The sequence below is a fragment of the Marinococcus sp. LNHM4E3-1 genome (genome assembly GCF_056034405.1).
In genome coordinates, this window is the sequence record NZ_JBQLID010000007.1 from 147844 (window position 1) to 174209 (window position 26366).

At 46.1% G+C, this 26366-nt stretch carries 31 protein-coding genes; 14 read left to right on the plus strand and 17 right to left on the minus strand.

The window, feature by feature from the left end; all coding sequences use genetic code 11:
• Positions 1–4: 4 nt before the first annotated feature.
• Complete coding sequence (locus tag ACTRXI_RS09650; RefSeq protein ID WP_474262208.1) at positions 5–772, plus strand: helix-turn-helix domain-containing protein; 768 nt, start codon at positions 5–7, stop codon at positions 770–772.
• Here the strand turns inward: ACTRXI_RS09650 and ACTRXI_RS09655 are convergent.
• Both ACTRXI_RS09655 and ACTRXI_RS09660 read right to left on the minus strand, forming a co-directional pair.
• The gene (locus ACTRXI_RS09655; protein ID WP_474262209.1) at positions 769–1485 is read right to left on the minus strand and encodes a class I SAM-dependent methyltransferase; all 717 of its coding nucleotides are present in this window, start codon (positions 1483–1485) and stop codon (positions 769–771) included. The two genes, ACTRXI_RS09650 and ACTRXI_RS09655, sit on opposite strands and share 4 nt — an antisense overlap.
• A gap of 111 nt (positions 1486–1596) precedes the next feature.
• Positions 1597–2355: an SDR family NAD(P)-dependent oxidoreductase gene (locus ACTRXI_RS09660; protein ID WP_474262210.1), complete on the minus strand. Its 759-nt coding sequence runs from the start codon at positions 2353–2355 to the stop codon at positions 1597–1599.
• 134 nt (positions 2356–2489) lie between these two features.
• On the opposite strand from ACTRXI_RS09660, the gene ACTRXI_RS09665 reads away from it, so the two are divergent.
• Positions 2490–3065, plus strand: coding sequence for a DUF4256 domain-containing protein (locus ACTRXI_RS09665; RefSeq protein ID WP_474262211.1), 576 nt, complete (start codon positions 2490–2492; stop codon positions 3063–3065).
• Between the two features lie 4 nt (positions 3066–3069).
• Here ACTRXI_RS09665 and ACTRXI_RS09670 read toward each other — a convergent pair whose 3' ends face one another.
• The 5 genes from ACTRXI_RS09670 to ACTRXI_RS09690 form a co-directional block, all read right to left on the minus strand.
• Positions 3070–3939, minus strand: coding sequence for a PhzF family phenazine biosynthesis protein (locus ACTRXI_RS09670; protein WP_474262212.1), 870 nt, complete (start codon positions 3937–3939; stop codon positions 3070–3072).
• Between the two features lie 86 nt (positions 3940–4025).
• A complete protein-coding gene (locus ACTRXI_RS09675) occupies positions 4026–4928 on the minus strand; it encodes an NAD(P)/FAD-dependent oxidoreductase (protein ID WP_474262213.1) in 903 nt (300 codons plus the stop codon).
• A gap of 67 nt (positions 4929–4995) precedes the next feature.
• Complete coding sequence (locus tag ACTRXI_RS09680) at positions 4996–5382, minus strand: RrF2 family transcriptional regulator (RefSeq protein ID WP_474262214.1); 387 nt, start codon at positions 5380–5382, stop codon at positions 4996–4998.
• Positions 5383–5550: 168 nt separating this feature from the next.
• Positions 5551–5967 carry an organic hydroperoxide resistance protein gene (locus ACTRXI_RS09685; RefSeq protein ID WP_474262215.1) on the minus strand — a complete coding sequence of 139 codons (417 nt, stop codon included), beginning with the start codon at positions 5965–5967 and terminating at the stop codon, positions 5551–5553.
• A 1-nt stretch (position 5968) separates the two neighbouring features.
• Positions 5969–6409 carry a MarR family winged helix-turn-helix transcriptional regulator gene (locus tag ACTRXI_RS09690; RefSeq protein WP_474262216.1) on the minus strand — a complete coding sequence of 147 codons (441 nt, stop codon included), beginning with the start codon at positions 6407–6409 and terminating at the stop codon, positions 5969–5971.
• Between the two features lie 187 nt (positions 6410–6596).
• Here ACTRXI_RS09690 and ACTRXI_RS09695 point away from each other — a divergent pair, with 187 nt between their 5' ends.
• From ACTRXI_RS09695 to ACTRXI_RS09720, 6 genes are all read left to right on the plus strand, one after another.
• Positions 6597–8189 (plus strand): phytoene desaturase family protein, encoded by a 1593-nt coding sequence (locus tag ACTRXI_RS09695; RefSeq protein WP_474262217.1) that lies wholly within the window; start codon positions 6597–6599, stop codon positions 8187–8189.
• A gap of 88 nt (positions 8190–8277) precedes the next feature.
• Complete coding sequence (locus ACTRXI_RS09700) at positions 8278–9264, plus strand: NAD(P)-dependent alcohol dehydrogenase (protein ID WP_474262219.1); 987 nt, start codon at positions 8278–8280, stop codon at positions 9262–9264.
• A gap of 114 nt (positions 9265–9378) precedes the next feature.
• Positions 9379–9810 (plus strand): hypothetical protein, encoded by a 432-nt coding sequence (locus tag ACTRXI_RS09705; protein ID WP_474262221.1) that lies wholly within the window; start codon positions 9379–9381, stop codon positions 9808–9810.
• 346 nt (positions 9811–10156) lie between these two features.
• The gene (locus ACTRXI_RS09710; RefSeq protein ID WP_474262222.1) at positions 10157–10261 is read left to right on the plus strand and encodes a hypothetical protein; all 105 of its coding nucleotides are present in this window, start codon (positions 10157–10159) and stop codon (positions 10259–10261) included.
• A gap of 10 nt (positions 10262–10271) precedes the next feature.
• Positions 10272–10391, plus strand: a complete 120-nt coding sequence (locus ACTRXI_RS09715; RefSeq protein ID WP_474262223.1) for a hypothetical protein — start codon at positions 10272–10274, stop codon at positions 10389–10391.
• Between the two features lie 196 nt (positions 10392–10587).
• Positions 10588–11748 carry an FAD-dependent oxidoreductase gene (locus ACTRXI_RS09720; RefSeq protein WP_474262224.1) on the plus strand — a complete coding sequence of 387 codons (1161 nt, stop codon included), beginning with the start codon at positions 10588–10590 and terminating at the stop codon, positions 11746–11748.
• A gap of 17 nt (positions 11749–11765) precedes the next feature.
• Here ACTRXI_RS09720 and ACTRXI_RS09725 read toward each other — a convergent pair whose 3' ends face one another.
• From ACTRXI_RS09725 to ACTRXI_RS09740, 4 genes are all read right to left on the minus strand, one after another.
• The gene (locus ACTRXI_RS09725) at positions 11766–11894 is read right to left on the minus strand and encodes an SDR family oxidoreductase (RefSeq protein WP_474262225.1); all 129 of its coding nucleotides are present in this window, start codon (positions 11892–11894) and stop codon (positions 11766–11768) included.
• A gap of 575 nt (positions 11895–12469) precedes the next feature.
• Positions 12470–13720, minus strand: a complete 1251-nt coding sequence (locus ACTRXI_RS09730) for an aminopeptidase (RefSeq protein WP_474262226.1) — start codon at positions 13718–13720, stop codon at positions 12470–12472.
• A 27-nt stretch (positions 13721–13747) separates the two neighbouring features.
• Positions 13748–14155: a DUF4181 domain-containing protein gene (locus ACTRXI_RS09735; protein WP_474262227.1), complete on the minus strand. Its 408-nt coding sequence runs from the start codon at positions 14153–14155 to the stop codon at positions 13748–13750.
• Between the two features lie 320 nt (positions 14156–14475).
• The gene (locus ACTRXI_RS09740) at positions 14476–15045 is read right to left on the minus strand and encodes an NAD(P)H oxidoreductase (RefSeq protein ID WP_474262229.1); all 570 of its coding nucleotides are present in this window, start codon (positions 15043–15045) and stop codon (positions 14476–14478) included.
• Between the two features lie 110 nt (positions 15046–15155).
• Between ACTRXI_RS09740 and ACTRXI_RS09745 the strand changes: the two genes are divergently transcribed.
• Positions 15156–16019, plus strand: a complete 864-nt coding sequence (locus tag ACTRXI_RS09745) for a LysR family transcriptional regulator (RefSeq protein WP_474262230.1) — start codon at positions 15156–15158, stop codon at positions 16017–16019.
• A gap of 215 nt (positions 16020–16234) precedes the next feature.
• Here the strand turns inward: ACTRXI_RS09745 and ACTRXI_RS09750 are convergent, their stop codons facing one another.
• Both ACTRXI_RS09750 and ACTRXI_RS09755 read right to left on the minus strand, forming a co-directional pair.
• Positions 16235–16795 (minus strand): flavodoxin family protein, encoded by a 561-nt coding sequence (locus tag ACTRXI_RS09750; RefSeq protein WP_474262231.1) that lies wholly within the window; start codon positions 16793–16795, stop codon positions 16235–16237.
• Between the two features lies 1 nt (position 16796).
• On the minus strand, positions 16797–17693 hold the full coding sequence (locus ACTRXI_RS09755; RefSeq protein WP_474262232.1) for a LysR family transcriptional regulator: 897 nt from the start codon (positions 17691–17693) through the stop codon (positions 16797–16799).
• A 128-nt stretch (positions 17694–17821) separates the two neighbouring features.
• Between ACTRXI_RS09755 and ACTRXI_RS09760 the strand changes: the two genes are divergently transcribed.
• Positions 17822–18400 (plus strand): LysE family transporter, encoded by a 579-nt coding sequence (locus ACTRXI_RS09760; protein ID WP_474262233.1) that lies wholly within the window; start codon positions 17822–17824, stop codon positions 18398–18400.
• Between the two features lie 896 nt (positions 18401–19296).
• Here ACTRXI_RS09760 and ACTRXI_RS09765 read toward each other — a convergent pair.
• Positions 19297–19722 carry a DMT family transporter gene (locus tag ACTRXI_RS09765; RefSeq protein WP_474262234.1) on the minus strand — a complete coding sequence of 142 codons (426 nt, stop codon included), beginning with the start codon at positions 19720–19722 and terminating at the stop codon, positions 19297–19299.
• 156 nt (positions 19723–19878) lie between these two features.
• Between ACTRXI_RS09765 and ACTRXI_RS09770 the strand changes: the two genes are divergently transcribed.
• Together ACTRXI_RS09770 and ACTRXI_RS09775 are read left to right on the plus strand one after the other, a co-directional pair.
• On the plus strand, positions 19879–20073 hold the full coding sequence (locus tag ACTRXI_RS09770; RefSeq protein ID WP_474262235.1) for a LysR family transcriptional regulator: 195 nt from the start codon (positions 19879–19881) through the stop codon (positions 20071–20073).
• A 66-nt stretch (positions 20074–20139) separates the two neighbouring features.
• Entirely contained in the window at positions 20140–20745 is a 606-nt protein-coding gene (locus ACTRXI_RS09775) for a LysR substrate-binding domain-containing protein (RefSeq protein ID WP_474262281.1), read from the plus strand.
• A gap of 353 nt (positions 20746–21098) precedes the next feature.
• Here the strand turns inward: ACTRXI_RS09775 and ACTRXI_RS09780 are convergent, their stop codons facing one another.
• Positions 21099–22061, minus strand: coding sequence for an arsenic resistance protein (locus ACTRXI_RS09780; RefSeq protein ID WP_474262236.1), 963 nt, complete (start codon positions 22059–22061; stop codon positions 21099–21101).
• A 307-nt stretch (positions 22062–22368) separates the two neighbouring features.
• On the minus strand, positions 22369–23496 hold the full coding sequence (msrA, locus tag ACTRXI_RS09785; protein ID WP_474262238.1) for a peptide-methionine (S)-S-oxide reductase MsrA: 1128 nt from the start codon (positions 23494–23496) through the stop codon (positions 22369–22371).
• Positions 23497–23717: 221 nt separating this feature from the next.
• Between msrA and ACTRXI_RS09790 the strand changes: the two genes are divergently transcribed.
• Complete coding sequence (locus ACTRXI_RS09790) at positions 23718–23993, plus strand: hypothetical protein (protein WP_474262239.1); 276 nt, start codon at positions 23718–23720, stop codon at positions 23991–23993.
• Between the two features lie 837 nt (positions 23994–24830).
• On the opposite strand, the gene ACTRXI_RS09795 is transcribed toward ACTRXI_RS09790, so the two are convergent.
• Positions 24831–25724 carry a PhzF family phenazine biosynthesis protein gene (locus tag ACTRXI_RS09795; protein WP_474262240.1) on the minus strand — a complete coding sequence of 298 codons (894 nt, stop codon included), beginning with the start codon at positions 25722–25724 and terminating at the stop codon, positions 24831–24833.
• Between the two features lie 176 nt (positions 25725–25900).
• On the opposite strand from ACTRXI_RS09795, the gene ACTRXI_RS09800 reads away from it, so the two are divergent.
• Complete coding sequence (locus ACTRXI_RS09800; RefSeq protein WP_474262241.1) at positions 25901–26302, plus strand: VOC family protein; 402 nt, start codon at positions 25901–25903, stop codon at positions 26300–26302.
• Positions 26303–26366: the final 64 nt, after the last annotated feature.

The following is a 26366-nucleotide window of genomic DNA, read 5'->3' on the forward strand; positions in this document are numbered from 1 at the left end:
GGCTGTGGTCTTTTTTGAGCCTCATGGAGTCGAAGAGCAGGAATCATTTCAGAGTGTTACCTTGACTAATTTCAGCTTCCCGCTTCACTTTCACCGTGCCTATGAACTGATCATCGTGCATGAAGGACAGGTGCGGGTCACCATTGACCAGAAGGAGTATCTTCTGCAGCAAAACGAAGCGGTTTTTATTTTTAATAATCAGATGCATGAATTTACAACGGTCGGGCATTCCGCTATCACCATCATCATTTTTTCCCCTGAATTGATTGGCCGTTTCTTTATGGATTATAAAGGCCTCATTCCCGTCAATAATACGTTCTCTCTTTCACCGGACGCGCAGCTACCGTCCCGGGGCTCCGTCTACAGGCAAAAAAGCTTTTTGTACGGCATATGCAGTACATTAGAGGAAAATACCGATTTCAAGCCCGTACAGTATTCCGCGAAAACAAAAATACTTCATCAAATGCTTCTGTATGTGGATAATAATTACGCCGCCGAATGTACGTTAAAAGCGGTGGCTGAACATTTGCAGTATGACTATCCCTACCTGTCCAAGCTGTTTGTTCACATGGCAGGCATGACCTTTACCGAATACTTAAACTATTACCGGATCTCGCGTGCCTGTTATTTACTGAAAAGCAGCCAGAAGCCGATCGGGGAAATTGCTGCAGACTGCGGCTACAGCAGCCTCCGCTCCTTCAACCGGAATTTCCAGGCATTTGTACGCGATTCCCCCCGCAGGTTTCGGGAGCTTTCGTCCCAACAGGCTTAATTACCGGCGGAGGATTTCGTGATTCGGAGAAACGAATTCGCTTTTCTTTGAAATTCATACGAAACGGAAACCTCTTCCACCCTATGGCCCTCCGTTGTTAAATATTCAATCACTTCATCCAGGTGTTCGTACCGGTCGCCCTTCAGATCCACCAGCGGAAAAATACGCACTTCCTCTTTTGCCACTCTCAGCAATTCTGTAAGCGTGGCGATATGAAAGTCATAGCTCAGACGGTCGGCGTACATAAACAGGAAATGGGCGGATAAAACCATATCGAAGGCACTATCCTTAAAGGGAAGCACCGGAAGTTCCGCTGGCACATACCGGCCGCCTGAATGATACATATCTTCCGCACAGTCGTGCAGCGCCTGTTTGCGTCTGCTTTTTAAATCTTCAACACTACGAATGTACGCCCATTTGTAATTATCTTCGGCCTTCGTTATGTGTGCCGCCGCGTGCTCAATATCCTGCAGCCCTTTTTGTTTCAGGTCTTCGCCCCGGTGATCGTACGCAATATCACAGGCTGTCACTTCTGCCCCCAGACTGTTTCCAATAGCCGTAAACGAACAGGCCCCGGCCGGGCAATCAAGAATGCGTTTTCCCTGGATTCCTGCTTTTGAGAGGGCAAACATATCCAGGTATTCGTCAAATGTGCGCCCGATAAAAACAATACGATCCAAATCAAGCTTCGTCTTCTTCTCTTCTCTGCTCAACTCTGCTCACCTCAAATAAAAAAGATTACCCTCACGTTAGCATATGTTCTGCTACCAGGGTAATCCTTACTGGAAAAATAATCTATTTTTTAACCGTTATTTTACATCCTGTTAAGCTAATGATCCTCCGTCAACAACCATCTCGTCCCCGGTGACAAACCGGGATTCATCGGAAGCATAGTACAGGGCGGCATAGGCAATATCTACCGCTTCCCCGTGGTGAGGCGGAAGAGGCACGACATCTTGGTTATCCTGCGAAATGGTTTTCTGCCGCTCTCCCATGATAGGTGTTCTGATCGGCCCGGGATGAATGCTGTTTGCCCGGATGTTTTCTTCAGCAAAGTGCGCGGCCACGTGCGTCGTCATCGAACGGACCGCTCCTTTTGCTGCGCTGTAGGCTGTACCGTTGCCGCCGGCCGCTCCGGATCCGGTCAGTGCAGCCATCGAGGCTATATTGATAATCGCTCCCTGCCCGGCCTTCTGCATTTCCGGAATAACCTCGCGCATACCGAGAAAGTAGCCTGTCGAATCCACGTTCATGACTTTATTCCATTCTTCAAGAGAAGTATCCAGAATCTTGCTCGGATAATGGATACCTGCGTTGTTTACCAGGATATCCACCTGACCGTAGGCGTCCACCGCCTGTTGGACCGCTTTTTTCCAATTTTCCTCTGAAGTGGTATCCAGTTCAAAGGCGGTGATGTCTGCCCCTTCGTCCTGTATTTTCTTTACTTCCTCCTGCAGCAGGTCGAGCTGAACGTCGGCTGCTATCACCTTCGCTCCCTCTTCTGCAAACAGTTTGGCAGTGCCGAGGCCAATCCCACCGGCTGCCCCGGTCACAATCGCAACTTTGTTTTGTAAACGTGCCAATCTATTTCCTCCTTCAATGATTCAGACTCATCCGTTTTCTCTCGTACAAATACCCATTATGGAGAGCAGGTAATCAAGGCCCCTTTAAATGGTATACTTTAGACAAATCTTTAAAGTCTTAAGGAGGGATTCATATGGACGCGAGAAATAATTCATCTCAGCACCTTGCATCAAAACAGAAGAAAGACATACTGGCCATACTCGAAGACCGTTTCGGGCAGCATATGCACCGCCATGAAGAATTAGCATGGACTTCTGTTTTGGAAAAGCTGGAGGCTGACGACGAAAAACTGTGGTCATTGAACGAAATGGAAGCAACCGGCGGAGAACCGGATGTGATTGGCTATGACCGTGAAGAAAACAAATATTTATTCTGTGACTGCTCGCCAGAAAGCCCTAAGGGTCGCCGGAGTTTCTGCTATGACCGCGAAGCACTAAAAGCAAGAAAGAAATATAAGCCTGAAACAAGCGCTGTCGACATGGCTCAGGCTATGGGTGTTGAGCTTTTAACCGAAGAGCAGTACCGCACCCTGCAGAAGCTGGAAAAAGTTGATACGAAAACATCAAGCTGGATTCAGACACCTGCGGACATAAGAAAACGGGGCGGCGCTTTGTTTGGTGACCACCGGTACGGTCGCACGTTCATATACCATAACGGAGCCGAAGCGTACTACGCCGCGAGAGGCTTTCGGTGTATATTGAAAGTATAAAATACTACTGCTCTTCTTCGGCACTCCCTTTGATCCGGGTATTTATAATTTGATTGCTGCTTACAAACGTTTCGGATTCAATCATGCTCGGTTTTCCCATAGCGACTCCCTGAATAATGCGTAAGGTATTCCATCCTTCTTTTACTGGGGGCAACATTTTATGGGCCGTTAAATAGGCACCTAAGGCCGACGCAGCTACCCCGGTGGCCGGATCTTCCGGATAGCCGGCTCTTCGGGGGAACTGGCGCGCCTGCACGTATTTTTCTTTTTGTTGTGAAATAGCGAAAGGATAAAAGCCGGTCGTGTTGAATTCGTCACATAAATCCCAAAGATATTCAAAATCAGGATGAATCGAGTTCAGCGTATCTACACTTTTTAAAGGGATAATTAATTTATAACGAGACGTGGAAACGGATTGAACCGGCCATTCCGCCAATTCCTCTGAGCCAATATTTAGTGCCCTGCCTATTTCTTCTTTCGACGGCACGGTGTTCAGAAACTCGGGCGGGAACTGTTCGACACTTATCTTCAGCTTCGAATCACGCTTTGTCCATTCTACATTCACAGGGCCAAGCATCGTTTCCACAACGACCGGGGAATGGCTAACGGCTCCTTTGTTAGCTAAAACCGTAATGCTCCCTATGGTTGCATGTATGCACATTTCCATCTCATGGGAGGGAACAAAAAAACGAAGCTTAAGATCGCAGTCCGGACGGGTTGAAGATATGACGAAGGCTGACTCATGCTTAAACTCTTTCGTCATCTGCTGCATTGTCTCTGTGGAGAGGTGATCCGCGTTTAATACGACCGGGCACGGGTTGCCTCCTCCATTTTCTAAAGAAAACACTGTGGTGTGTACAACCTGATAGCTCACTTTTCTCCCTCATTTCGTTAGCTTTCAGGCTTATTATAGCATTTAGTACATATTTAAAACTGCTGTTTCTTTCCGGACTTTTATGCTTACTTATTAAACTCCTGTTGAATTTGCATCATCATCATAAACCTTGCCACCTCTCCGCCATTCGCCGCTGCCGCTATCAGCTGGCTGCCAAAGTTGTCCTTGGATTCTCCAGCCACATACAGCCCTTTAACGGAGGTTTCTCCGAATTGACCGACCACAAACCGATCGTTTTCATCCCGTTCCACGTCCAGACCGCTTAAAAATTCATAATTGGTGTTCCAGTGCACGTACGTAAAAGCACCCTCCACGTCCACCGTTTTCCCGTTGGCCATTCTGATCGTCTGCAGCTGCCCCTTCTCTCCAGACATTTCGGCGATTTTCCCCAAATGATAAGGAATATTTTTATCCTTGAGCACCTTTTTGTTTTCCTCTGTCAGGCTGTCATTGTCATCAGTGAATACTTCGAGTTTGTCTGTCCAGTTGGAGAGAAGTGTAACCATATGCATGACCGATTCATACGGATTGATAACGGCAAGCTTTTTGTTTCTCATTTCCCAGCCGTCACACCACGGGCAGTAAAAGACGCTTTGCCCGTAATAGCTTTCGATATTTTTAATGGCCGGCAGCTGTTCGATTAAGCCGGAGGCGATCAGCACCTGCTTTGATTGAAACTGCTCCGTAGGCGTTTGGACGATAAAGCCGTCATTATGCTGTTGTATTGTAATCACTCTATCCTTTAACAGCGTATTTCCCTCGTACTTCAGCGCGTCTTCTCTGGCCCGCTTCCGGAACGTCTGCGGGGTCACTCTGTCCTGTGTTAAATAGGAATGCGTTTCATGCGTTACGATGTTTCTCGGCTTATCCTCATCAATAATCAGCGCCTGCTTTAAACCCCTTCCAAAATACAGGGCCGCACTCAATCCCGCCGGGCCTCCACCAATAATAATCACATCATAAATCATTTTAAAACTCCTTCCTGTATATTAAAGATTCTTATTATCCATAATTATAATAAAGTAAAAGGATTTGCTACACCGTCAAATCCTTCAGCTTTTTGTTTTTTAACGTGCTGATTAAATTGTCCTGCGCTTCCATCATGGCTGCCTGGATTCTGCATTCATTTCCGTGATCAAAGCTGTCCTCAAACAGCGTCTGCACGCCGTCGATCGCAACTACAATATCGTACACGCTCACGTTTTCCCAGTTCTGCTGCAGCCGGTAGCCGCCCTTGGCACCGCTCGTGGAAGTAATGTAATTTGCCTTCACGATACGCGTTAACACTTTGGATAGGTACGTCGTAGAGACATTCAGCGCTACAGACAGATCCTGTACCGGAATTTTCACCGTATCCCCGTCACGATGAATCATATACACCAGCGCATGCAGCGCATAATCCGTGGCTTTTGAAAATTTCATACCGCTTTTCACTTCCAATTAAAGATATTATAAATCTATTATATACTTGTATGGTTTAATTCGCAAGCTTAAATGCTAATCCAAATAAAAAGACTGATGACAGAGAATGATCTCCGGCATCAGTCCTTAAACTTTCGGGAGCCTGCCCCCTTTGATTCTTATAACAGGTTAAGCTACTGTTACATCCACTTCAATGTTACCACGTGTCGCTTTTGAGTACGGGCAGTTTTCGTGAGCGCCTTCGGCGAGTTCTTTTGCCTGCTCTTCCGAAACGCCTTCCACATGAACCGACAGCTGCACGGCCAGACCGAACCCGCCTTCGTCCTCTTTGCCAATGGAGACATTAGCAGTGATTTCCGTATGGTCCGGCTTGATTTTTTTCTGACGGGCGACCATGTTCAGGGCGCTTTCAAAGCACGCCGCATAGCCGGCAGCGAAAAGCTGCTCAGGGTTTGTGCCCTGCTCGCCGCTTCCACCGAGCTCTTTCGGTGTACGAACGTCCAGGTTTAAATTACCGTCCTCTGAAGTGACACGGCCGTCGCGTCCTCCGACAGCGGTAGCGGTAGTTGTATAAATTGGCTGCATGTTAATTCTCTCCTTTTTGAATATGTTCCGTAATTTGGTGCAGCTGACGAAGCAGCTGCTTCGCACCTTCCTCATCAATCCCCAGCCGGGTGCCGAGGCGCGCAGGCAGACACGCTGCGTCGCGTTTTAATTCTCTTCCCTTCCCGGTGAGATGAACAAGCACGATTCGTTCATCCTCCAGAGAGCGCTCCCTTGCTACCAGGCCGGCGCCCTCTATTCGTTTGACCATTGGGGTCAGCGTCCCGGAATCAAGGTACAGCTTCTCGCCAATAGCTTTTACGGACTGATGATCCTCCTCCCACAGGACAAGCATCATCAAATACTGTGAGAAGGTGAGCCCGAGCGGCTCCAGCTCCTCGCGATACATTTTTGATATTTCCTTGGAACAGGCATAAACAGCAAAGCACAGCTGATGATCAAGCGATAATGGTGAATCATTCATGCGGATGGCCATCCTTTACATTTAATTGTGCACAATCAAATAGTACACAATATTATACTGAAGCACAAACAATGTGCTTATATCATTCGGGCAATCGGGCTCTTACCCCTCCGGATTTTCGGGAAAAGAATAGGAGTTCAGCATACAATTGACCGTATAGAAAAACGAAATCATATAGGAGGAAAATATGAAATATGACATAGTTGTCATCGGCGCCGGACACAACGGCCTCGCCGCCGCCATTCAACTCGCCAAGCAGGGAAAACAGATACTCGTCCTCGAGAAGGAATCCCGGCCCGGAGGAGCGGCTAAATCCGGCGAAGTAGCTGCTCCCGGCTTTATTCATGATTTATTTTCCATGAACATCAGCTTGTTTTTAAAGTCCCGGTTTTATATGGAAAATGAGCAGGAGCTTGCCGCGAACGGGTTTACCCCGGTACACAGTTCCCACCCATATGCAAGTGTTTTTCCGGACGGAGACGGACTCGCAATTGATACAGAGGCGGAAAAAACGCACCAGAGTCTCTCCAGCCATTCCCCCGCTGATGCGGAGGCCTGGAAAGAATTTGATGCCCTATACGATCAGGTAGCTCCTTATTTGTACAAACTGATGCAGCGGGAGCTCCCTTCTCTCCGAGCCGGGCTTGTCGTATCCAGGGCCCTGCTTGACTTAAAAATAAAAACCGCCCTGAAGGTTTCCAGTCAGCTTGCCAAGTCCCCACGGCAGTTTGTTGACTCCTGGTTTGAAAACGATAAAGTTAAGTCGCTGGTCGTTCCCTGGGGCTATCAGATGGATTATGCCCCTGATATAAGCGGTGGAGCGGCTTTTCCTTTAATAGAAGCCATTGGACATTACCGGGAGGGAATTCCGTTTGCACGCGGCGGTATTCAAACGATGATTCAGGCAATGGTAACGATGCTCGAAGCGAGAGGCGGCGTGCTGCAAACTGACACTTGGGTAAATGAAGTGCATGTCGAAAACGGTGAAGCCAGAGGTGTGATCCTGGCCGACGGGACGTATATAGAAGCCGGAGACGTGATTGGCACCGCTACCCCGACCCAAATAGCCGATCATCTGGTCGATGCCAAGCACCTTCCAGCGTCCTTTGTTTCTAAAGCAAAAAATTATCAATACGGTCCAAAAACGATGGTCATTCACTTGGCGCTGAATGAACCGCTTCGATGGGCAGCCGGCGAAGACATTGCCCAATCTGCTTATGTGCATGTGGGACCGTACGTGGAGGATCTGGCCCGCACCCATACCCAGGCACTGAATGAAGTTCTTCCGGACAGCCCCCTACTGATTGTTGGCCAGCCCAGTGCCGTCGATGCGAGCAGAGCACCGGAAGGAAAGGCGGCGGTATGGATTATGGTTCGCTCCCTCCCCGCTCATCCTAAGTATGACGCACTAAACGAGATTGAGCCGGGGCCCTGGTCCTCCATCAAAGAACTATATGCCGACCGGATTATTGATAAACTGGCGGAATATGCGCCTGATGTCAAGGATACTATTGAAGGCCGGCACGTCTTTTCACCGGAGGATCTGCCGAAGGAGGATCCTAATCTTGTCGAGGGTGACCATATGGCCGGCAGCCATCAGCTGTTTCAGCATTTTCTTTTCCGCCCTATCATAGGCTACTCCCGGTATCAAACACCGATCAGCCATTTCTATATGATCGGGGCCTCCACGTGGCCCGGCGGAGGATTAAACGCCGGTTCCGGGTATTTGTTGGGGAAAAAGCTAAAAAGCAGATCCTTTTTTAAATTTTCGCCTTTATGATTGGACCGCTATTGACTATCATTTCATTGCTTTAATAGTTCATTTGGAAAACCTGCAAGAGTTTATCCACTCCAGGGAGGAGATTTATATGAAAGCTATTGTAGCGACAAAATACGGTTCAGCAGAAGTTCTTCAGCTCAAGGAGGTAGAAAAACCTACTCCCAAAAACGATGAAGTACTGATTAAAGTACATGCAACTACGGTAACAGTCGGGGACTGTGAGCTGCGCAAATTTAAAATGCCAATCTTGTTTTGGCTCCCCATGAGAATTTATTTCGGCATATTTAAACCAAGAATTAATATATTGGGACAAGAGCTATCCGGGGAAATTGAATCTGTGGGTAAAGAGGTTACTGAATTTAAAAAGGGAGACTTGGTTTTCGGTTCTACCCAGCTAAGGTTTGGTGCTTATGCCGAGTACGTTTGTTTACCGAGCAAATATGCGATAGTGATTAAACCAGACAATATGAGCTTTGAAGAAGCTGCCGTCCTCCCCACTGGAGGTCTAAATGCATTACATTTCATTAGAAAAGCAAATATCCAGCAAGGCCAAAAGGTTCTTATCGTTGGAGCTGCTGGAAGTATAGGCACTTTAGCATTACAAATGGCCAAATCAGCTGGAGCTGAAGTAACTTGTATCGACAGCACGAAGAAATTAGATATGCTCCGTTCCATTGGCGCGGATAATGTTATTGATTACACTCAAGAAGATTTCACTAAAAGCGGTAAGAATTACGATGTTATTATAGACGTGGTTGGGAAATGTCCGTATGCACGAACCGTAAAGTCCCTGAGCCAAAATGGACGTTATATTTTAGGTAATCCAAGTCTTCCAGGGATGCTCAGAGGGCTGTGGACTTCAGTGACATCTGACAAGAAAGTTTTGTTTGAGTTAGCAGGTTATAAAAAAGAAGACTTATTTTATCTCAAAGAACTTTTTCAGGCCGGAAAGATTAAACCGGTTATAGATAAACTCTATCCATTGAACCAAATGTCAGAGGCACACAGGTATGTTGATCAACAGCATAAAAAAGGGAATGTCGTGGTCACAATACCGGAACCGCCTACAGATTAAGACTATTAAGTTCCATTAGGGTAAACTGAAAGCCTTTACTTTTGAAAGATAAGAGCATGCACATTTAAAATTTTCTTATAACAGCATATCGAACAAAATTTTTTCGCCGGACTGATGATTGGCAGCATGCTCTGCTTCCGGTTTGAAAAAGCTCTTCAGGCCAAATCCCGGTATTTTTTAATTGGCAGCTCGTTTTGTGTTGCGATGTTGACCTTTTGGTTCGCGTTTCCTGCTTCCAGCGCTTTCGCCCTGCTCATTTCCCTTTTGATCGGTATTCCGACGCAGGTTCAGGAAGTTACGCAAATTTCTCTGATTCAATCCCATACGGAAGAAAAGCAGTTGGCAAAGGTATTTTCTTCCAGAGACGTTATTTTGACCAGCTTTTTTGGCCTGTCTTCATTATTGGTTGGAGGACTGGCGGAAACAGCGGGAGTGCGCAGCGTTTTCATCGTTGCTTCCCTCCTTTTGGTCATCAGCGGTCTGATGTATATACGGAACCGAAGAATACTATCGGTGCCTGCCGAAGAACAAAAGCTTTCTGCGTGAAGGATACTGAAACAATAAATCATTTGTAAATAAACAGCGGCGCTATCTTTCTAGAAAGCGCTGCTGTTTATTTATGCTTTTTATTATCGGCTTCGTTACTTCAGCTGTTTTATAGAATTACGACAAGCCTATTAGAAGGTCATTTCGACTCCTAATCAAGTAAATATGGCAAAGTAGTTTAATAGCGTGCCAAAACATCCATGTTCTTTTTAGAACGTGCTAAAAATAATTCAAGACCTTTTGATACACAATGGTGTTGTTTTTAGGTTGATAGATACAATGACTAAAAAGGTCTACCTTTTTCAACACTGAAAATTCCCCCTGTTTTTTCAAACGAATTAATGAGGTGATTAAAAGTATAGAACGAGATGGGGCTTTAGACGGTATCGGAAAACCAGAGAAATTAAAAGGAGATTTAGCCGTTTTTTTACAGGCCCCGCATCGATATTGAACATCGTTTGGTGTATACCGCCGAGAAACAGAAAATCAGTGTTATTGTCTGCCGATATCATTATTTGATGAAGCTTATCGATAAATCTCCTTTTTATCATAAGAACTTTTTTTATTTCGTAGTAAAATAAGTTCGTCTAATATAAACATTAAGACGTACGTAGTATGATTTCGGGAATGTATAAACGACGAGAGCTGACAGTGATTAGGTGACCGCTGCGTGCGGGGATCGCCTGTAAAAGACCAGTTTCCGATCGTATTCGACATTGTTTCGCGCGTAATCGACTCGGACCCGCTCGTATTTGAATGTATGAAAGGAGGAACAGAATGAAGGTTTTAATTGTTGGCGGCGGTATCGCCGGCTTAACACTAGCCGATTGTCTGCTTCGCTCGGGCCACAACGTAACTATCTTGGAGAAAGCGTCAAAGCTTCGCACAGAAGGCTATATGATCGATTTTTTCGGTCCGGGATACGCGGCAGCTGAAAAAATGGGGCTGCTACAAGAGCTGGAGAAGATTCATTATCCAATCGAATCATTGAAGTTTCTGAACCCGGATGGGAAGGAGAAATCATCCATTCCCTACCAGTCCCTGCGAAATATGGTTCAGAATAAGCACTACAATTTCATGCGGGGAGAGTTAGAACGCCTTTTATACAATCGTATCAAAGCGCAGGTTGATTTTCGCTTCGGAACCACGGTTCAATCTATTACACAGCGTTCCGAAGAGGTAGATGTCACCATTTCCGACGGCTCCTCTCTCCCCTGTGATCTGCTGGTAGGAGCCGACGGTATTCATTCCAAGGTTCGTTCATTAATTTTTGGAAACGATCCATCTCCTCTCCATTTCCTTGGTTATAACACCGCTGCCTTTATTTTGGACGCGAAACAAACGGAAAAGAAATACCGTCATTCTTTTAATATGTTGATACGTCCCAATCGGCAGGTTACGGTCTATCCTATCAGTGGGGGGAGACTGGCCACTTTTTTCTTATATAAATCACCTAAACTGGAAAAGCCGATTACCAGAAAAGCGATTGCCCGGGATCTTCGCACCCATTATGGTGATCTGGGATGGATTATACCCGAACTACTCGATTCGGTGGAAAAAGCGTCGGATCTATACTTTGACGAAGTTTCTCAGGTTCAGATGCCTGAATGGACAAAAGGACGCGTGACCCTGATAGGTGATGCTTGCCAGGCAGTCTCCTTGATCGCAGGGCAAGGGGCTTCCATGGCGATGGCCGGGGCCTGGGTCCTTTCCCGCGAAATTGAAAAAGATACGGATGTTTCCGCTGCCCTACAGCATTATGAGCGTCTGATGCAGCCTGCCATTGCTGACATCCAACAATTCGGCAGGCGGTTTGCGAAATGGTTTGCGCCGGAAAATCATGTGACCCTTTGGATCCGGGAGATCGGCATGCGGTTAGTTTTCACTCCTCCCATCCGCCGATTCATTAATCTGGACAGAACGAAGCTTCCTAAATAGTAATATACAACATACTGTCAAATGGTTAATCCGCCATCCACGCTCAATACAGTTCCTGTGATAAAGCGCGCTACTTCGGAGGCAAGGAACGCGTAAGCATTGGCAATATTTGCTGCATCACCGATTTCATCTTCCTTCCTATCCACTTTTTTGTCCCGGACCCATCCCCAAAAGTGGATAGGACCCAACTTTATTCTGGCGTTCACATTATTGATAATCAGTTGAACTCTTGTTTTTTGAAGAGTTTCTTATGATCCATGCGACGATACCGAAAATCGAGCCGGGCGTGAAAGTATTTAAGGAAAAGCGTATGTCAAATTGCTTTATGCACTAGGCGAACCGGACGATGTATCTCCTGTTTATAAAGCGAAACCGGATGAAGGATTGCTTTTACGTTAATCGAATCATTTCCTCCACAATCATAGAAAACATGATTAAAAGACTAAGAGTTGGCCTTCGTAAACGCTTAACTTTTAGTTTTTTTATATGAACAATGAAAGCTTTCTAGTTCTTTCCAGCAAGCCTTTTTGGACGGAATTGGTACAACGGCTTTCGTGCTCTTGATGTTCAGGAGATATGAGTGGACCAAAACGTTCTTTATTCTACTTGGTTGGTTTAAAAGTCAGATGAAGTCTCTCAAAAGGCGTACTTTTTGGGGGGAAAGCTAAGAATAAAGTAGAGTCATTGGAAAAAATTATTTTATACCATGTAACCCTTTGGATTAGAATTGAAAAACCCCGCCTTCCATTAACACGACTTCCGTTCCGTCTTCTTCGATACCCACCACTTTCATATCTTCGGTACCAAAAGCCACATTAACCGACAAGAGAGACGTATTCAGTCCTGCTTCCTTCAGCGCTTGCTCCGATAGACTGCTGCCATGTTGAAGGTTAGACGGGGAGGCATTGCCGATGCCAATATGGCAGGCCATGTTTTCATCAAACAGGGTGTTATAAAAAAGCATATTTGTCTGAGCAAGAGGCGAGTGGGGAGAAACCAGGGCAATTTCCCCTAGATAATAGGACCCTTCATCTGTTTCGATAAGACGTTGTAACGCTTCCTGTCCCGTAGCGGCCTCATAGCCCGTAATCCGTCCATCTTGAAAAACGAGGGTAATGTCCTCGATGACCCTCCCCCCATAGACAAGCGGCTTCGTGGCTACGAGTGTGCCATGTACTTCGTTTTTGTGGGGAGCCGAAAAGATTTCTTCTGTAGGGATATTGGGAACAAACGGTATGCCTTGTTTATCTGTCACTCCTCCGCCGATAAAGACGTGATTGTTCGGCATACCGACGACCAAATCCGTTCCCCGGCTATTGGTAAAATGCAGCTTGTCAAATTGGCGATCGTTGAGAAACGTTTTCCGGGACTCGAAGGTTTTATCATGATCTTTCCAGTCGTTGACCGGATGGTTTCCATCGGCCCGGGCCCCGCGTAAGATGGCCTGCCATAACGACTGCAGCGCTTCTTCTTGACTGACATGTGGAAACACTTTTGTCGCCCAGGCGAAGGACGGGACAGCCAGAAGACACCAGCGCACCCCGTGGGTTCTGATCTTTGCATCATGATTTTCCAGCTTGGTGCGATAAGCCTGTTGAAAGCGGCTGATCCGTTCAGAGGAAACATTCTTAAAGACATCGAAGCTTTCAGAAATGAGATGGATGTACGCAGCCCCCGCATCTTCCCACTCTTTCACGCGCGTCTCCTGCCAGTCGGGAATCTGATCGATGGCCTCATCGGCGGCATGAAGATAAAAGGCTTGGGTGGACCGTTCATCTCTCCAGTCCATGACTACGTTGGAAGCCCCTGCCTCATAGGCTGCCGTTTGGACGAAACGAGCAAATGTGGCATGCTTAATATCACTATGTATTACCACTAATTGATTTTTCTGCACATTGACCCCCATTCGTACCGCAAGTTCGGCATATTTTTTCAACGATTCGTCGCTGATAAGCTCTTCAATGTGTTCCATCATCCCCACTCCTTTTCATAGAAACTATTACATCCCTAACCATTGCCTGCCCATCATGAAAAGCACAAACCACACAAAAATGCCCCCGGAGACCCACCAGTCGTACCAATAATTATCTTTATTATTACTCACCTTTTTCCATAAGTGCGTTCCGATCGCGAGGTACAGCAAAAGGAAGGGAACAATAATGAAAAGGAACATCCAATGATCCGGCGTTCGTTCCAGATTTATGATTGGCACTAAAAGAAAAACGATCACGACAGCAAACCCCATCGTGATTGTTTGATGAGTATCATTCGCATAGTTTTGGGAACGGTCCTCTCCATTACGCTTCCGGTACCACCGTTGCGTCAGGATGATAGCCAGAGCCACGCCCCCCAACATCAACAATACGTTTGCGAACAGCTCGACAAGAAACCATAGTTGGTCATTCATGACATCCCCACCATCCCCTCTTTTTCGTTCTTTCGTTATGATACCATCCAATAAAAGGAAAAAAGAATATCTCAAGAAAAGAAAATTCCTTGCCAATCATTTCCTGGAGAAATGCCGGCTTTCCTTAGAAATTTAATGGGCCATTCTTCGTTTTTATGATTTATGAGTTAGATGTTAAATAATTACGGTCCATGAAATTTTATTGAATGATAAAAAGCCCAGCCGGACTGGACTGAAGCTGGATCATTCCTTCTTGATCCTATATCTAGACTGGACCATATCTCATTTTCCCTCAACAATGGCTAATGCCATTTGCACGCTTATCCAAAATACCTTCCCTGATCGTATGCTTCTTGCAGGAGATGATCGAAATGCTCTATAGAAGGCTCAATTCCCTGGACCAATAGATGAAAACGGGACTCACGGATGCCGACGTAATTCGCCAGACCAACATTGAAATAATGTTCCATCATGCGGTCATAGGCCCGTTTTTCAAAGCGCTCCCGGGGAGCACCGGCAATCGTTAACCATAAAACTTTTTGATGCGACAACCGGGACGGCCCATACGCGTATCCATAATTCCAGACTCGGTCAATGTAACCCTTCAACATGGCCGGCATGCTCCACCACCATAAAGGAAACACATATACCAAAGCCTCATGGCTATTCATGCGTTGCATTTCTTCCTCAGCCTTCGAGGAATATGCTTGTTCATCTTGGGTCCATGCAGGCTCGTCTTGTTCCTCCAGCACCGGATCAAAATCACTCCGGTAGAGATCCAGCACTTCCGTGTGGTGGCCAGCATCTGCTAATCCACGGAGCAACGCATGCATCAGCGCAAATGTCAGTGAATCTTCCCGGGGATGGGCTACCGTAACTAAAATATTCATGTTGTTTCCTCCTTCGCTCTTGCTTCCTGTTCAGGATAACGATAAACTATCGATAGGTAAAATGAATATTTATCACTAAAACGATCATTTATTTCGATAGGAGATAGCGCATGGAATTTCGTCAATTGGTTTCATTTATCACCATCGTGCAGGAACAGGGTTTCCAGCGAGCAGCGGATCGATTGGGGTACGCCCAATCCTCGATCACCGCCCACATCCGCCGGTTGGAGGAAGAGTTGAAGACCACGCTGTTCGACCGGTTGGGAAAGACGGTGCTGCTGACTCCCAGCGGCGAACGTTTTTATCCTTACGCCCTGGACCTTATCCGTCGTCACCAACAGGCCTATGAGGTAGCGCATGAGACTCAAACCCCAGCCGGACCGCTGACGATTGGCGTCACCGATACCATGATGAGTTATTGGCTGCCCAGCAGATTGCGGACCTTTCTGTCCGACTATCCAGAGGTCTTCCCTAAGGTAACGGCCGTGGATTACCTGCGTATTACCGAACAATTGCAGCAAGGGACGTACGATCTGGCATTGCTAATTGAATCCCCCGAATGGCACCCTCCCGAACTAACGGTCCATGCGTTAGCAGAAGAACCGCTTCAGCTGGTCCAGGCTCCTTTTCAACACGAGAATGCCACGGCTCTCGCTGATCTGATGCTAATGACAAACCACGCATGCAGTTGGCGCCCCATTTTTGAACGCTTACTTCGTTATAAAGAGTATGAACATACGAGCACCGTGGAACTGCCAAGCGCTGAAGCTATCAAGCAGTGCTTGTTGACCGGTCTCGGTGCTTCTCTTCTCCCTAAACTGGTTGTCGAGGAAGAACTGCGTACGGGGCAACTTCAATCTCTTCCGATGGTACCGCCGTTAGATTCTCTTCAGATATCGGTTTGTTGGCACAAAGACAAGCATTTGACGCCAGCGATGCAAGCATTCATCCATTTACTCCAAGAATCGTTATAGTTTTTGATACCATGCATGAACGAACATATTTGGCTCATGTTTTACAGCCTATACTTTCTTAACATAATCGCGATTATCAGCAGTTCCCAAATAAAAAGGAAGCAAAAACGCCTCTTTCCATGAGGGTGTTTGCTTCCTTTTTTTATGCCTTGTCGCTTTTTTTGTCTAGGGGCCAGAGGGCTTTCCTGGTTTAACATTGGTTTGCTCTTTCGTTTTTATTCGCGAGAAAGGAGCTTCTTGAATTTCTGTTGGAGCTCATCCGCCTGGTGTAAAGCCCTAACGTCGTTTAACACCTCTTTGGGCCGGCTGCCCTGACCAATGATGGCCCCCTCGTAGTGGAGGCCGATATAACGGCAAATGAGTTCGAACTGTTGGAGAAGCGGGGCGGACACTTCTTCGACGGGGTCATCATTGGCGGCCGTAATCACATAGACGTTTTTCCCTTTCAAACGTTCTTGAAAGGACCAGGCGGGATCATCCTTATACTGAGACCACCGGTCGAAAAACGCTTTAAGGGGGGCCGACATCCCAAACCAGTACAGTGGAGTTGCGAACACATAAATGTCATGATTTAAAAAATCCTCTAGCAGGGTCTCGTAGTGATCGGCCACAGGAGAAAACCCATGCCCTTCATGGCGCTGGTCAATGATCGGCTGGATGTCCCAATCCTGCAGGTAGACCCGGGTAACGCCCAGCCCTTCCGTCGCGCGGTCTGCCAACAAATCAGTATTTCCGTTCCGTCTGGAGCTTCCGTACAAGACCATGATACTTGGCACGTTACACCACTCCTTCCGATGATAAGGGAATCGTGGCCGTTACCAGCTCCGCAAATGCGCTGGCCGCTGGAGAACGCCACTGTTTCTTTTTGACGAGCATATGACTGTAAAGAGGGTCGAACGTTTCCTCGTGGTCGACAAGCCGTAGACGGCCACGGGAGATATCGTTTTCTACGGTCACCTTTGGCAAGAAGGAAAATCCCAGCCCACATTGCACCATCTGCTTGATAGCTTCAATGCTCCACAACTCCATGGGACGAAACACCGGGAGTTCGTGCTTGGCCATATACCGTTCAAACAGCGTCCGATAGCTGCATCCCTGTTCGTTGGTAATGAAACTGGTGTCGGATCCCCCCATCTTATAATCATTGAAATGACCGGGCCCCTCCGGGGGCCCGACAAGCACCATGGGCTCCTGCCCGAATGAATAATGCTCGCATCGTTCCAAGTGAACTTCCGGATACACCATAAAAGCAACATCGACCCGGCCGCTGAGCAAGTCCGTCTGATTTTTGCTGCAGGTGCCGTTGGTCAGGACCACTTCCACCTGAGGGTACTTCCGGGAATACGCTTGAATGACCGGTCCAAGTCGGGAAATAGTCAGCGACTCGGGAGCAGCAATTTTTAACACTCCCTGAACCTCCTGGGAGTGGTGCATCTGCGTCATCCGCTTGTGCGTCGCCAGCAGGTCTTCAGCCAAGGGAATGAGTTCTTCCCCGAGCGGGGTCAGTCGCAGCTGTTTATATTCATATAAAAAGACGGGACCGCCAATGGCTCGTTCGAGTGCCTGCATATGAGAAGTAATCGTGGACTGCGTATAACCGAGGACGGCTGCAGCTTCGGTATAGCTCCCTGTTTTTACAATGGTTTGAAACGTCAGAATGTGCCGGATTTCCATCGAGAGCTTCCTTTCTGGTTTTTTAATCGAAAAATTCGATAGTCGTTTTACTAATTTCAATTTTATGAATCGTCATAAGTACCATACAATAGAAAGGGCCAATGAGCAATCAAAAAGGAAGGGATCAAATGAATATCGCCGCATTTCTTTCATATATCATCGTTACTTCTATCACGCCTGGGCCGAGCAATATTTTAATGATGAATGAAGCACGAAAAGAAGGGTTTACCGGAGCGTGGCGATTCTCGAGTGGGATTTTAACCGGATTTGCACTCCTTGGCTTCCTCAGCGGTATTTTTACATCGACGTTGTATCAATGGATACCCATGATCGAACCGTACTTGAAGACGTTAGGAGCCGGTTATCTCTTATATCTAGCCTGGAAAGTGAGCCGCCCGTCCTCTTCCAGTACCACTGGCAAACCCGGCCGTTCATCGTTTTGGACCGGCGTGCTCGTCCAGCTTTTCAACATCAAAAGCATCTTATTCTTTTTAACGGTCATGAGTGCCTTTATTTTGCCACTCACGGGATCATTACTGGCAGTGCTTGGTTATATGATCATCACCATCGTTCTCGGATGGGGGGCCCTGCTCCTATGGTCGGTATTTGGGAGCATGTTTCAAGCGTTTTTCGCCACATACGATCGGCCGGTGCGGGTGGTGATGAGCGGTCTCCTCATCTATGCGGCCTTCGCTATTTTTCTCTAATACGTGGAGCTTTTCCTCAAAGGACAAATATTCTCGTCTATTTCTCCCTGCATCTTTTTCGTATTCAGTTTATCTATTCGTGATCTCATACTCCATGCATCTAAAACCCTCAACTTCTGGACAGTGCCCCGAACACCCCGTTTTGATATCGAAAACGGGGTGTTTTCCATCCTTACAGCTCTTCCAAAATCGAACAACCAATAACATGAGTGTGAATGATATTGTGGAAAGTCACAGGCGTTCCCCGTTCGACGATTTATGCTAAGCGAAAACGAGATTAACGATAGAATGAATCTTTCGAATGTATTAAAAAATGGTACTATTTTTCCTTTAAAAGCGTGTTGGATAAGAAGCAAAGCTGAATTCATACCTATGAAATCATTTGGTAATAATTTACGATTGAAGTACAAACTTTGAGGAAGGAATTTTAATGAATTGGGGGGTCATCATCCCATTTGGCAGTTTAATGTTTGTGGTCATTGGAGAAATACTTCGAGCCCATATGCTCTTTCGTCGGCTGGAGAAACGAGTCGACGAATGAGAGAAGCGATCAAACCAAGATCATACGGCGAATAAGGACTGTAAAACGTCATGAACGTTACTCCATTAGCAGCAAGGGAAAGAAAGTTACTTGAAGCCCATGAAGAAAAGAATTGAATATAGAGATATAAAAAAGGAGGCCCAAGACTCCCTCTTTTTGCTGTTTTATAGATTTTATTAGTGCTTATTATCCTAACAATGTGTAGTAACACCTATTAAACATAATTGCTCTTATCAGAAGTCTAGTTCTAAACAAACGTAAAACAACTTTGGAAATCGCCGCTTATTTGGCACAGTCTTTTCGCTTAACATAATAACGACTATCTGTCATTTTCCATCTAAAAAGCTTCCTGGCTTTATTGATACAACAGATACAGAGCGATTCCGATCAGTCCGACCGCGATCAGCCGGGACGTATCTATGGGAATCTCCGGAGTCCCAAAAGCACCGAAATGATCAAGAAACAGTCCTAAAAGGAGTTGACCAGCAATACCGGCGGTTATGGCTGCCGAAGCGCCAATCCTTGGTACTGCCAGAATGATACAAACAATATAAAAAGCGCCCAGTCCTCCCACCATCCATTTCCATAAGGGCAGCGACGGAAACGCTGGCGGAAAGCCCTGAACCAATGTGCTCGCCAACAAAAACACTGTACCAACAGCATAGGCGACCAATGCGGCTGGCAAACTTCCCATTTTGGCTCCGATTTCTCCATTGACGCCCGCTTGAAAAGCCAGAGCAGCCCCTCCCGCAAAGCTTAAAATCATAAAAAACCACGCCATCCCTGAGTCATCTCCTTTAATATGTTAATGTCTGTTCTTCATTCATCTACGCTTGTCGAAACGTGGACTACATTCTATACTAAAGAACAACACCAACCATGAAAAATGAATGCTTATGAGATCTGCCCATCATTTTTACTAATAGGAGAAGGTAGCATGGAACTACGTGATTTGAAGATTTTTCTCTCCGTGGCTCAAAGCCGCAGCCTTTCCCGGGCGGCTCAAACGCTTGGATACGTTCAGTCCAACGTCAGTGCCCGCATTGGCCGCTTAGAGGAAGAATTGCAGACAACATTGCTGTATCGGCATGCCAAAGGGGTTCATCTCACCCCAGACGGAGACAAGCTGTAGACCTATGCCCGCCAATTTGTGCAGTTGGAGCAGGACATGCTGGAAGAGATGGCTGCACGGCCAACTATGGAAGGAAAATTACGTCTTGGGTCCATTGAATCAACTGCCTCCACACACATGCCTGCCGCTCTACAGCAGCTTATGACCGAGCACCCCCGTCTCCAAGTCTCACTAACCATTAGTGAAACCAAGAACCTGGCCCAACAGGTGTTAGCATATGACCTCGATGGCGCTTTTGTAGTGGGAAGCATCGATCACCCGGACGTGTCCAGCGTGCCGGTGCTTCAGGAATCATTATTACTGATCACAACGCTGGGGCTTTCGGTGCCCATGATCCAAAAACCCGGGCACGCCCCGACGCTGTTAGTATTAAAAGAAGGATGCATCTATCGACAAACGCTGCTCGAATGGATGCACAACCACCAGTTCTCTGCTCCGAAAATCATGGAGTGTGCCAGCTTAGATACCATTATCGAACTCACGAAAGCTGGCATCGGTGTCTCCCTTCTTTCCCAATCGTACCTTCAACGCCGGAATCGAACCCAGGGCATCGCCACGCACACCCTCGAATCACCGTATCAGGCAGCAACGACATGGTTTATCTACCGAAACGATAATCTACAGCAACGTTCGCTCCGTGCCTTTCTTGACACCTTTGCCAGGCAACCCTAATCCAGTTTTTACTGGCAGACAGATAACCGTGACAGGAAGATCTCCATTTATATCTACGCCTTTTTCTTTTAAAGGATGTGTGAATAAAAAATGCCTGAAGACATATATCTCTTCAGGCATTCATGATTTTCTTAGCTTTCCATTATTGCGCTTATCTTTTTGTAGTCTAAATGCCGCCCAATTACTATTCACGCAGGCCTGTCACGACCCTTACCGATTAATCTTAACAAACGTTTAATATTCGCTGGCTGATGGAAGGATCTTCATAGCAGAAACAACCAGATACGGTTGTTCCCGCTTCTATACTGTACGGCATCCATTCCGTGGGCAGTTTTCTTAGGAAATGTTTGGCATCAGAAGCGCGGGCGGTTCCGTCTCCGAAACGCAAGCAGCACCTGGGCAACTCCTGCCAGGATCGGCAGCTCGATCAACGGACCAATCACCAGAGCCAGGGCTACCAGCGGCTGCTCAGGAAAAGCGGTGACTGCAATCGCCAGGGCCACCGGAGAATTCCGTGCCACTGTGGTTAATGTCAGGCTGACCGTTTCTTCGTAAGAAAACCGCAGGGCCCGGCCGGTCATTTGGGCGACCGTCACATTGATGCCAAAAAACAGGAGAATCGGCAGCACGAGAATGGTAATAACGCTCAAGTTATTTAAGAGCGCCGAACCCTGAGAGGCAAACATCGCGGCTACCGCCAGGGCCAGAAAGAAAATCTGGGCCCGTGAAAAGAATGGAAGCAGCCTGTGTGCCAGAAATTCGGGCTGCCGGCGCCAAAGGTACTTGGTTCCCTGAGCTAGCAGAAACGGCAGCAACAGCACGAGCAGGACACTTTCGATGATCGTCGGCAGCGCCACCGTTTCGATCGTTCCGGCGAACAAGAAGAGATATAACGGCAGCAGCAGGAACTGCAGGACAAGGTTCAGGGGAAGAATCGACGTCGATAATGCGAGATTGCCTTTAGCTATAGATGTAAAGACAAGATACCAATCAGTACAGGGCGTTACCATCAACATAATAAATCCGAGCCATAAGGCCGGATGATCAGTCAGAAACAAGGCGCCAAGACCCCAGGCAAGCAGCGGGGTCCAGATAAAATTGATCCCCAGGCTCACACCGAGAAAGACCCGATGCGTAAAGGCCCTATGCAGATCCTTTAACGGAATAGATAAAAACAAGCCATACAGCATCAGCAGCAAAAAAGGAACAATCAGTACCTCCGCGTGGGCACCGATCACTCTCACCTGGCCCAGAGCCAGGCCTGTGCCTACCGCCATGATAATTAGGAGCGTTTGATATTTTTCGATAATATTCACGGCTTCCTCCTTTCCATGGATGCCGGTAAGCCTGATAAGTTTCGTCCCTCTATCATACCAAACAGGCACCTCCCAGTCGTTGTCAGAATCCTGAATGTTCTTCTCATAAAAATTTTTCTTCGAAATATCAATTCAAATAACCGTATTTAGAAGAGACGGTAGATATTTTAATCGGTAACATGTGCTCTAAAAAAAGCCCCGCATCCCTTGTTAAAGAGATACGAGGCTGCTTCTTGCTTCCGCTTTTTTGTTGTTTAATTAGAACATAGGACCCGTAAAATAAATTGGGAGACGCGCATTTTTTCTGCTATTTAAAATCAGCTGCATACTCTTCGTATTCAGTGCCTTCCAGTTCATCGGCCGCAATAAAATCCATGGCTGCGGAATTCATGCAGTATCTAAGGCCTGTAGGCTCAGGTCCGTCCTGAAACACATGCCCTAAATGGGAGTCTGCATGCTTGCTGCGCACTTCCACACTCGTGCCTAGAATGCCACCGTCTTCTTCATACGTAATATTACCCAGCTCCAGAGGCTTCGTGAAGCTCGGCCAGCCTGTACCGGAGTCATACTGATCGCGCGTGCTGAATAGCGGCTCCCCGGAGACGATATCAACGTATATTCCCTCTTTCTCGTTATCATGGTAGGCATTATCGTAAGCAGGCTCTGTTCCGTCTTCCTGCGTCACCTCATACTGCATGCTGTTCAGTTCAGACACGGCCGCTTCTTTATCCTCTACGACAAACGGGGAATCTGTGCTTACTTCGTACTCTTTATCCTCTCCCCATACCTCATCTAAATAGGCATCACGTCCGGAGTTGCTGCGGTAATATTCGTACCTTCCCGGGTTTTTCTTATAATAATCCTGATGGTAGGCCTCTGCTTCGTAAAACATATCGTATTCTTCAATGGACGTCACAATCTCTCCATCAAACCGTCCGGAGTTCTCCATCTCTATTAATGACGCTTCCGCTGCCTGCCGCTGGGCCTCGTCATGATAAAATACAGCCGATAAATACGGCTCTCCTTTATCCACGAACTGTCCTTCATCATCCGTCGGATCAATTTGGCGCCAGAAAATCTGCAGAAGGTCTTCGTAGCTGATTTTTTCAGGATCATACGTAATTTGAACCGCTTCCTGATGACCCGTTTCTTTGTTCGACACTTCGTCATACGTAGGATTTTCTTCCTCGCCGCCCGTATAGCCGGAAATCACGCTGACGACGCCGGGCTGGGATTCAAACGGCGGCTCCATGCACCAGAAGCACCCCCCGGCAAATGTAGCCTGCTCCATTCCTTCTAAATCCCCCTGCAGCTCCGTTTGTTCCGTCGCGACCACTTCTTCATATTCCGAGGCCGTAAACGCCTGATACAAATACCAGCCGCCGGCCAGAAGAAGAACTGCCGTTATACTAAAAAACCACCGTTTTTTATTCATATAGCTCCCCTTTAGTTTCTTTCCTTTCATTATAAGGAAAAGAAAGCAGATTTAACATCATTACAACTTATCCGTATTCAGCAATACTTTAGAGCCGCTGGGGTATAAACAAAATTTTAAAGACCCGGACTTTTGAAAAAGACCGGGCCTTTAAATAGATGGTAAAATTAGGTATTAACAGCAAGGACATCATTAACACAAGCATAAGGGGGCGACAGATCATGACATTTATAGCGCAGTATGGATTCTTTTTTGCGATATTGATTGTTATTGGCGCCATCATATTTTTCAGCTATCTATTGCCGAAGACAGAGAGATTTGTTCATGCTTTGACTGCTTTATTAGTATTTGGAGGAATAGGAATTATTATTTATAGTTTTCTCAGGCCAGATGATCCTTTTACAGGCATTGCTTATGCAGTTTTAACATTTTTTATCTGGTTAGGTACGGGGCTGGGATGGATAGGAATCGCTATTTATGAAATGATAAAGGAATGAAAGAAGGGATATTTTATTAATTAACGGCCATCCTTTAACTCTTATTTTCATTCGTTTTTTTGCCCCAGTCATAGAGAAATATTGCGGAAGCTATATTGCCCAGGACGTAAAAAATAGCCATATATGCTTCTCCTTTTTATCAACAAAATTGTCATTCAAGTCATAAGGATTTCCTTCTTAATTTACCAGCGAGAGTAATACCACTCCTACAATCATACCAAAAAGAAAATATACCAGAAATCGCACATACTTATTTTTCATGTTTAACTGCCTCCTCGAAAATGTCTAATACAGCCACACTATAAAAATGTCTCACGACTCAATGGTCGCTTTTTTTCTTTTTTTCTGGTCTATCCAAATAATAATTGTCGATATAAGTAATACAGCTACCAGTCCATTAAAAAGCCAGAAGGGTATAGTAATAACATCTATAAAATCCAATCCCACTAATACAAGAACTACAATGCAAAATATCTGATGGCATATTGTCATAATCTTCATTTCGTATCTCCTTTTTGCTGATATGAAATTTCTCATTTCATTTATCCGATTTTCAAGCTTATGTATTTTACATTCGATTGATACTTTTCGACGGCGATAATAAATAAAAGAATTGCTATTGTAATTGTATTCATGCTATCTCTTCGTATAGTCTCCTTTTCCCGTCTTATTTCATATTATAGATTAATGAAACATCACTGCACAGAAATCTCAACCTTCTTCTCCGATTTTTATCATCACACTACCTTTAGTGTATTGAAAAAATATAATTGTTTTTACTCTTGAAAAATGAGATTGGCGTTGCCGTCTATCTTTTTATTTATAATGGCTTGCCTATTATATTTTCACATCAAAGCTGGTCACATACACTGCATGGCCGGAAATACTCACTTCAATCTTATCCTGATGTTTTACGACCTGCACGTGAACCCTTCCATCTTTATTCATTTCCTGTCCCTGCTCTACGGTAAGTTGTAGAGGCGATTGAAAATGCTCATCAATAAACGCCGCCCAATAAGCTCCCATAACTCCGGAGGCTGTTCCTGTGACAGGGTCTTCCACGGTTCCCGAGTACGGGGAGGAAAAGTGCCTCGCATGCATATCCGCCACTTTATCATAAGTTTCCAGGCAAAACGGATGAATGGATGCTTTCGGCATTTTTGTGAGAACCGATGGAAATGCTGAATTATCAGGTCTCATTTTTTCAAAGCTTTTTAAATTAGCGATCGGCACCAGCAGCGTCCAAGTTCCAGTATTTCCATAGACGATAGGCATATCAGCTTGAATATCATTTTCCTGTAATCCTATCGAAGCGGCCAGAGAAGCCCGGGAACTATGAAACATTTCCAACTTTGGCGGCGCCTGGGTCATTGTCATTGTGCGCTGTTGATGGGCAGACGTTTGTATTGTGACGGTGATAATTCCAGCATTCGTCTCCACCGTGATACGTTCTTTATTACCAAGCAGTCCTTTGTTTTTTAATGCATAAGCCGAAGCCATCGTAGCGTGGCCGCACAAATTCATTTCGTGGCCCGGTGTAAAAAAGCGCAGACGTATATCTGCTGATTCGGAAGATAATACAAAGGCCGTTTCGTTAAACCCAACCTGATACGCCACCACCTGCATTTCTTTTTCTGTCACGTTGTCTCCGTCAAAAACAACGCCTGCTGGGTTCCCTTTATGCGGAATTTCACTGAAAGCATCATAATGATACACACGGATGTTCTGCATTGTTCTCCACTCCCCCGATTAACTTTTCCAAGACTTCATGTATATTCCTCCCCGGGGAAAGATGTTTTCAGATGTTCATTTTACTTTATCTTCTCTCTATGATACTTTTTTACAATAAATAGGAAAAGAGAGAAAAACTTTTTCCTATTTTTCTTCAGATAAAAGGAGGATCTCAGATGAACGGGCACATTCATCATATTGAGCTTTATGTATCTGACCTCGAACAATCGAAGGCCTTTTGGCAGTGGCTGCTGGAAGACCTTGGCTATCACGTCTTTCAGCAATGGCCGGATGGGATCAGTTTTAAATTGGATTTCTCCTACATCGTATTTGTTCAGACGGAGGATCGTTTTCTGGACATTTCTTATCACCGGCGCCGGACAGGATTGAACCATATTGCTTTCCATGCCCGGTCGAAATCGCATGTGGATCAAATGACCAGGCAGCTGCGAGCAGCGGATATCCCAATTCTTTATGAAGACCTGCATCCCTTTGCCGGGGGAAACAATCACTACGCCCTCTATTTTGAAGACCCGGACCGTATTAAAGTAGAGCTCGTAGCTCCAGCAGAAAGCTGAATCTCACCGACAATAAAGGATTTCGGACTTCACCTGTAAAATAGCTTCCCATAAAAAAAGAACT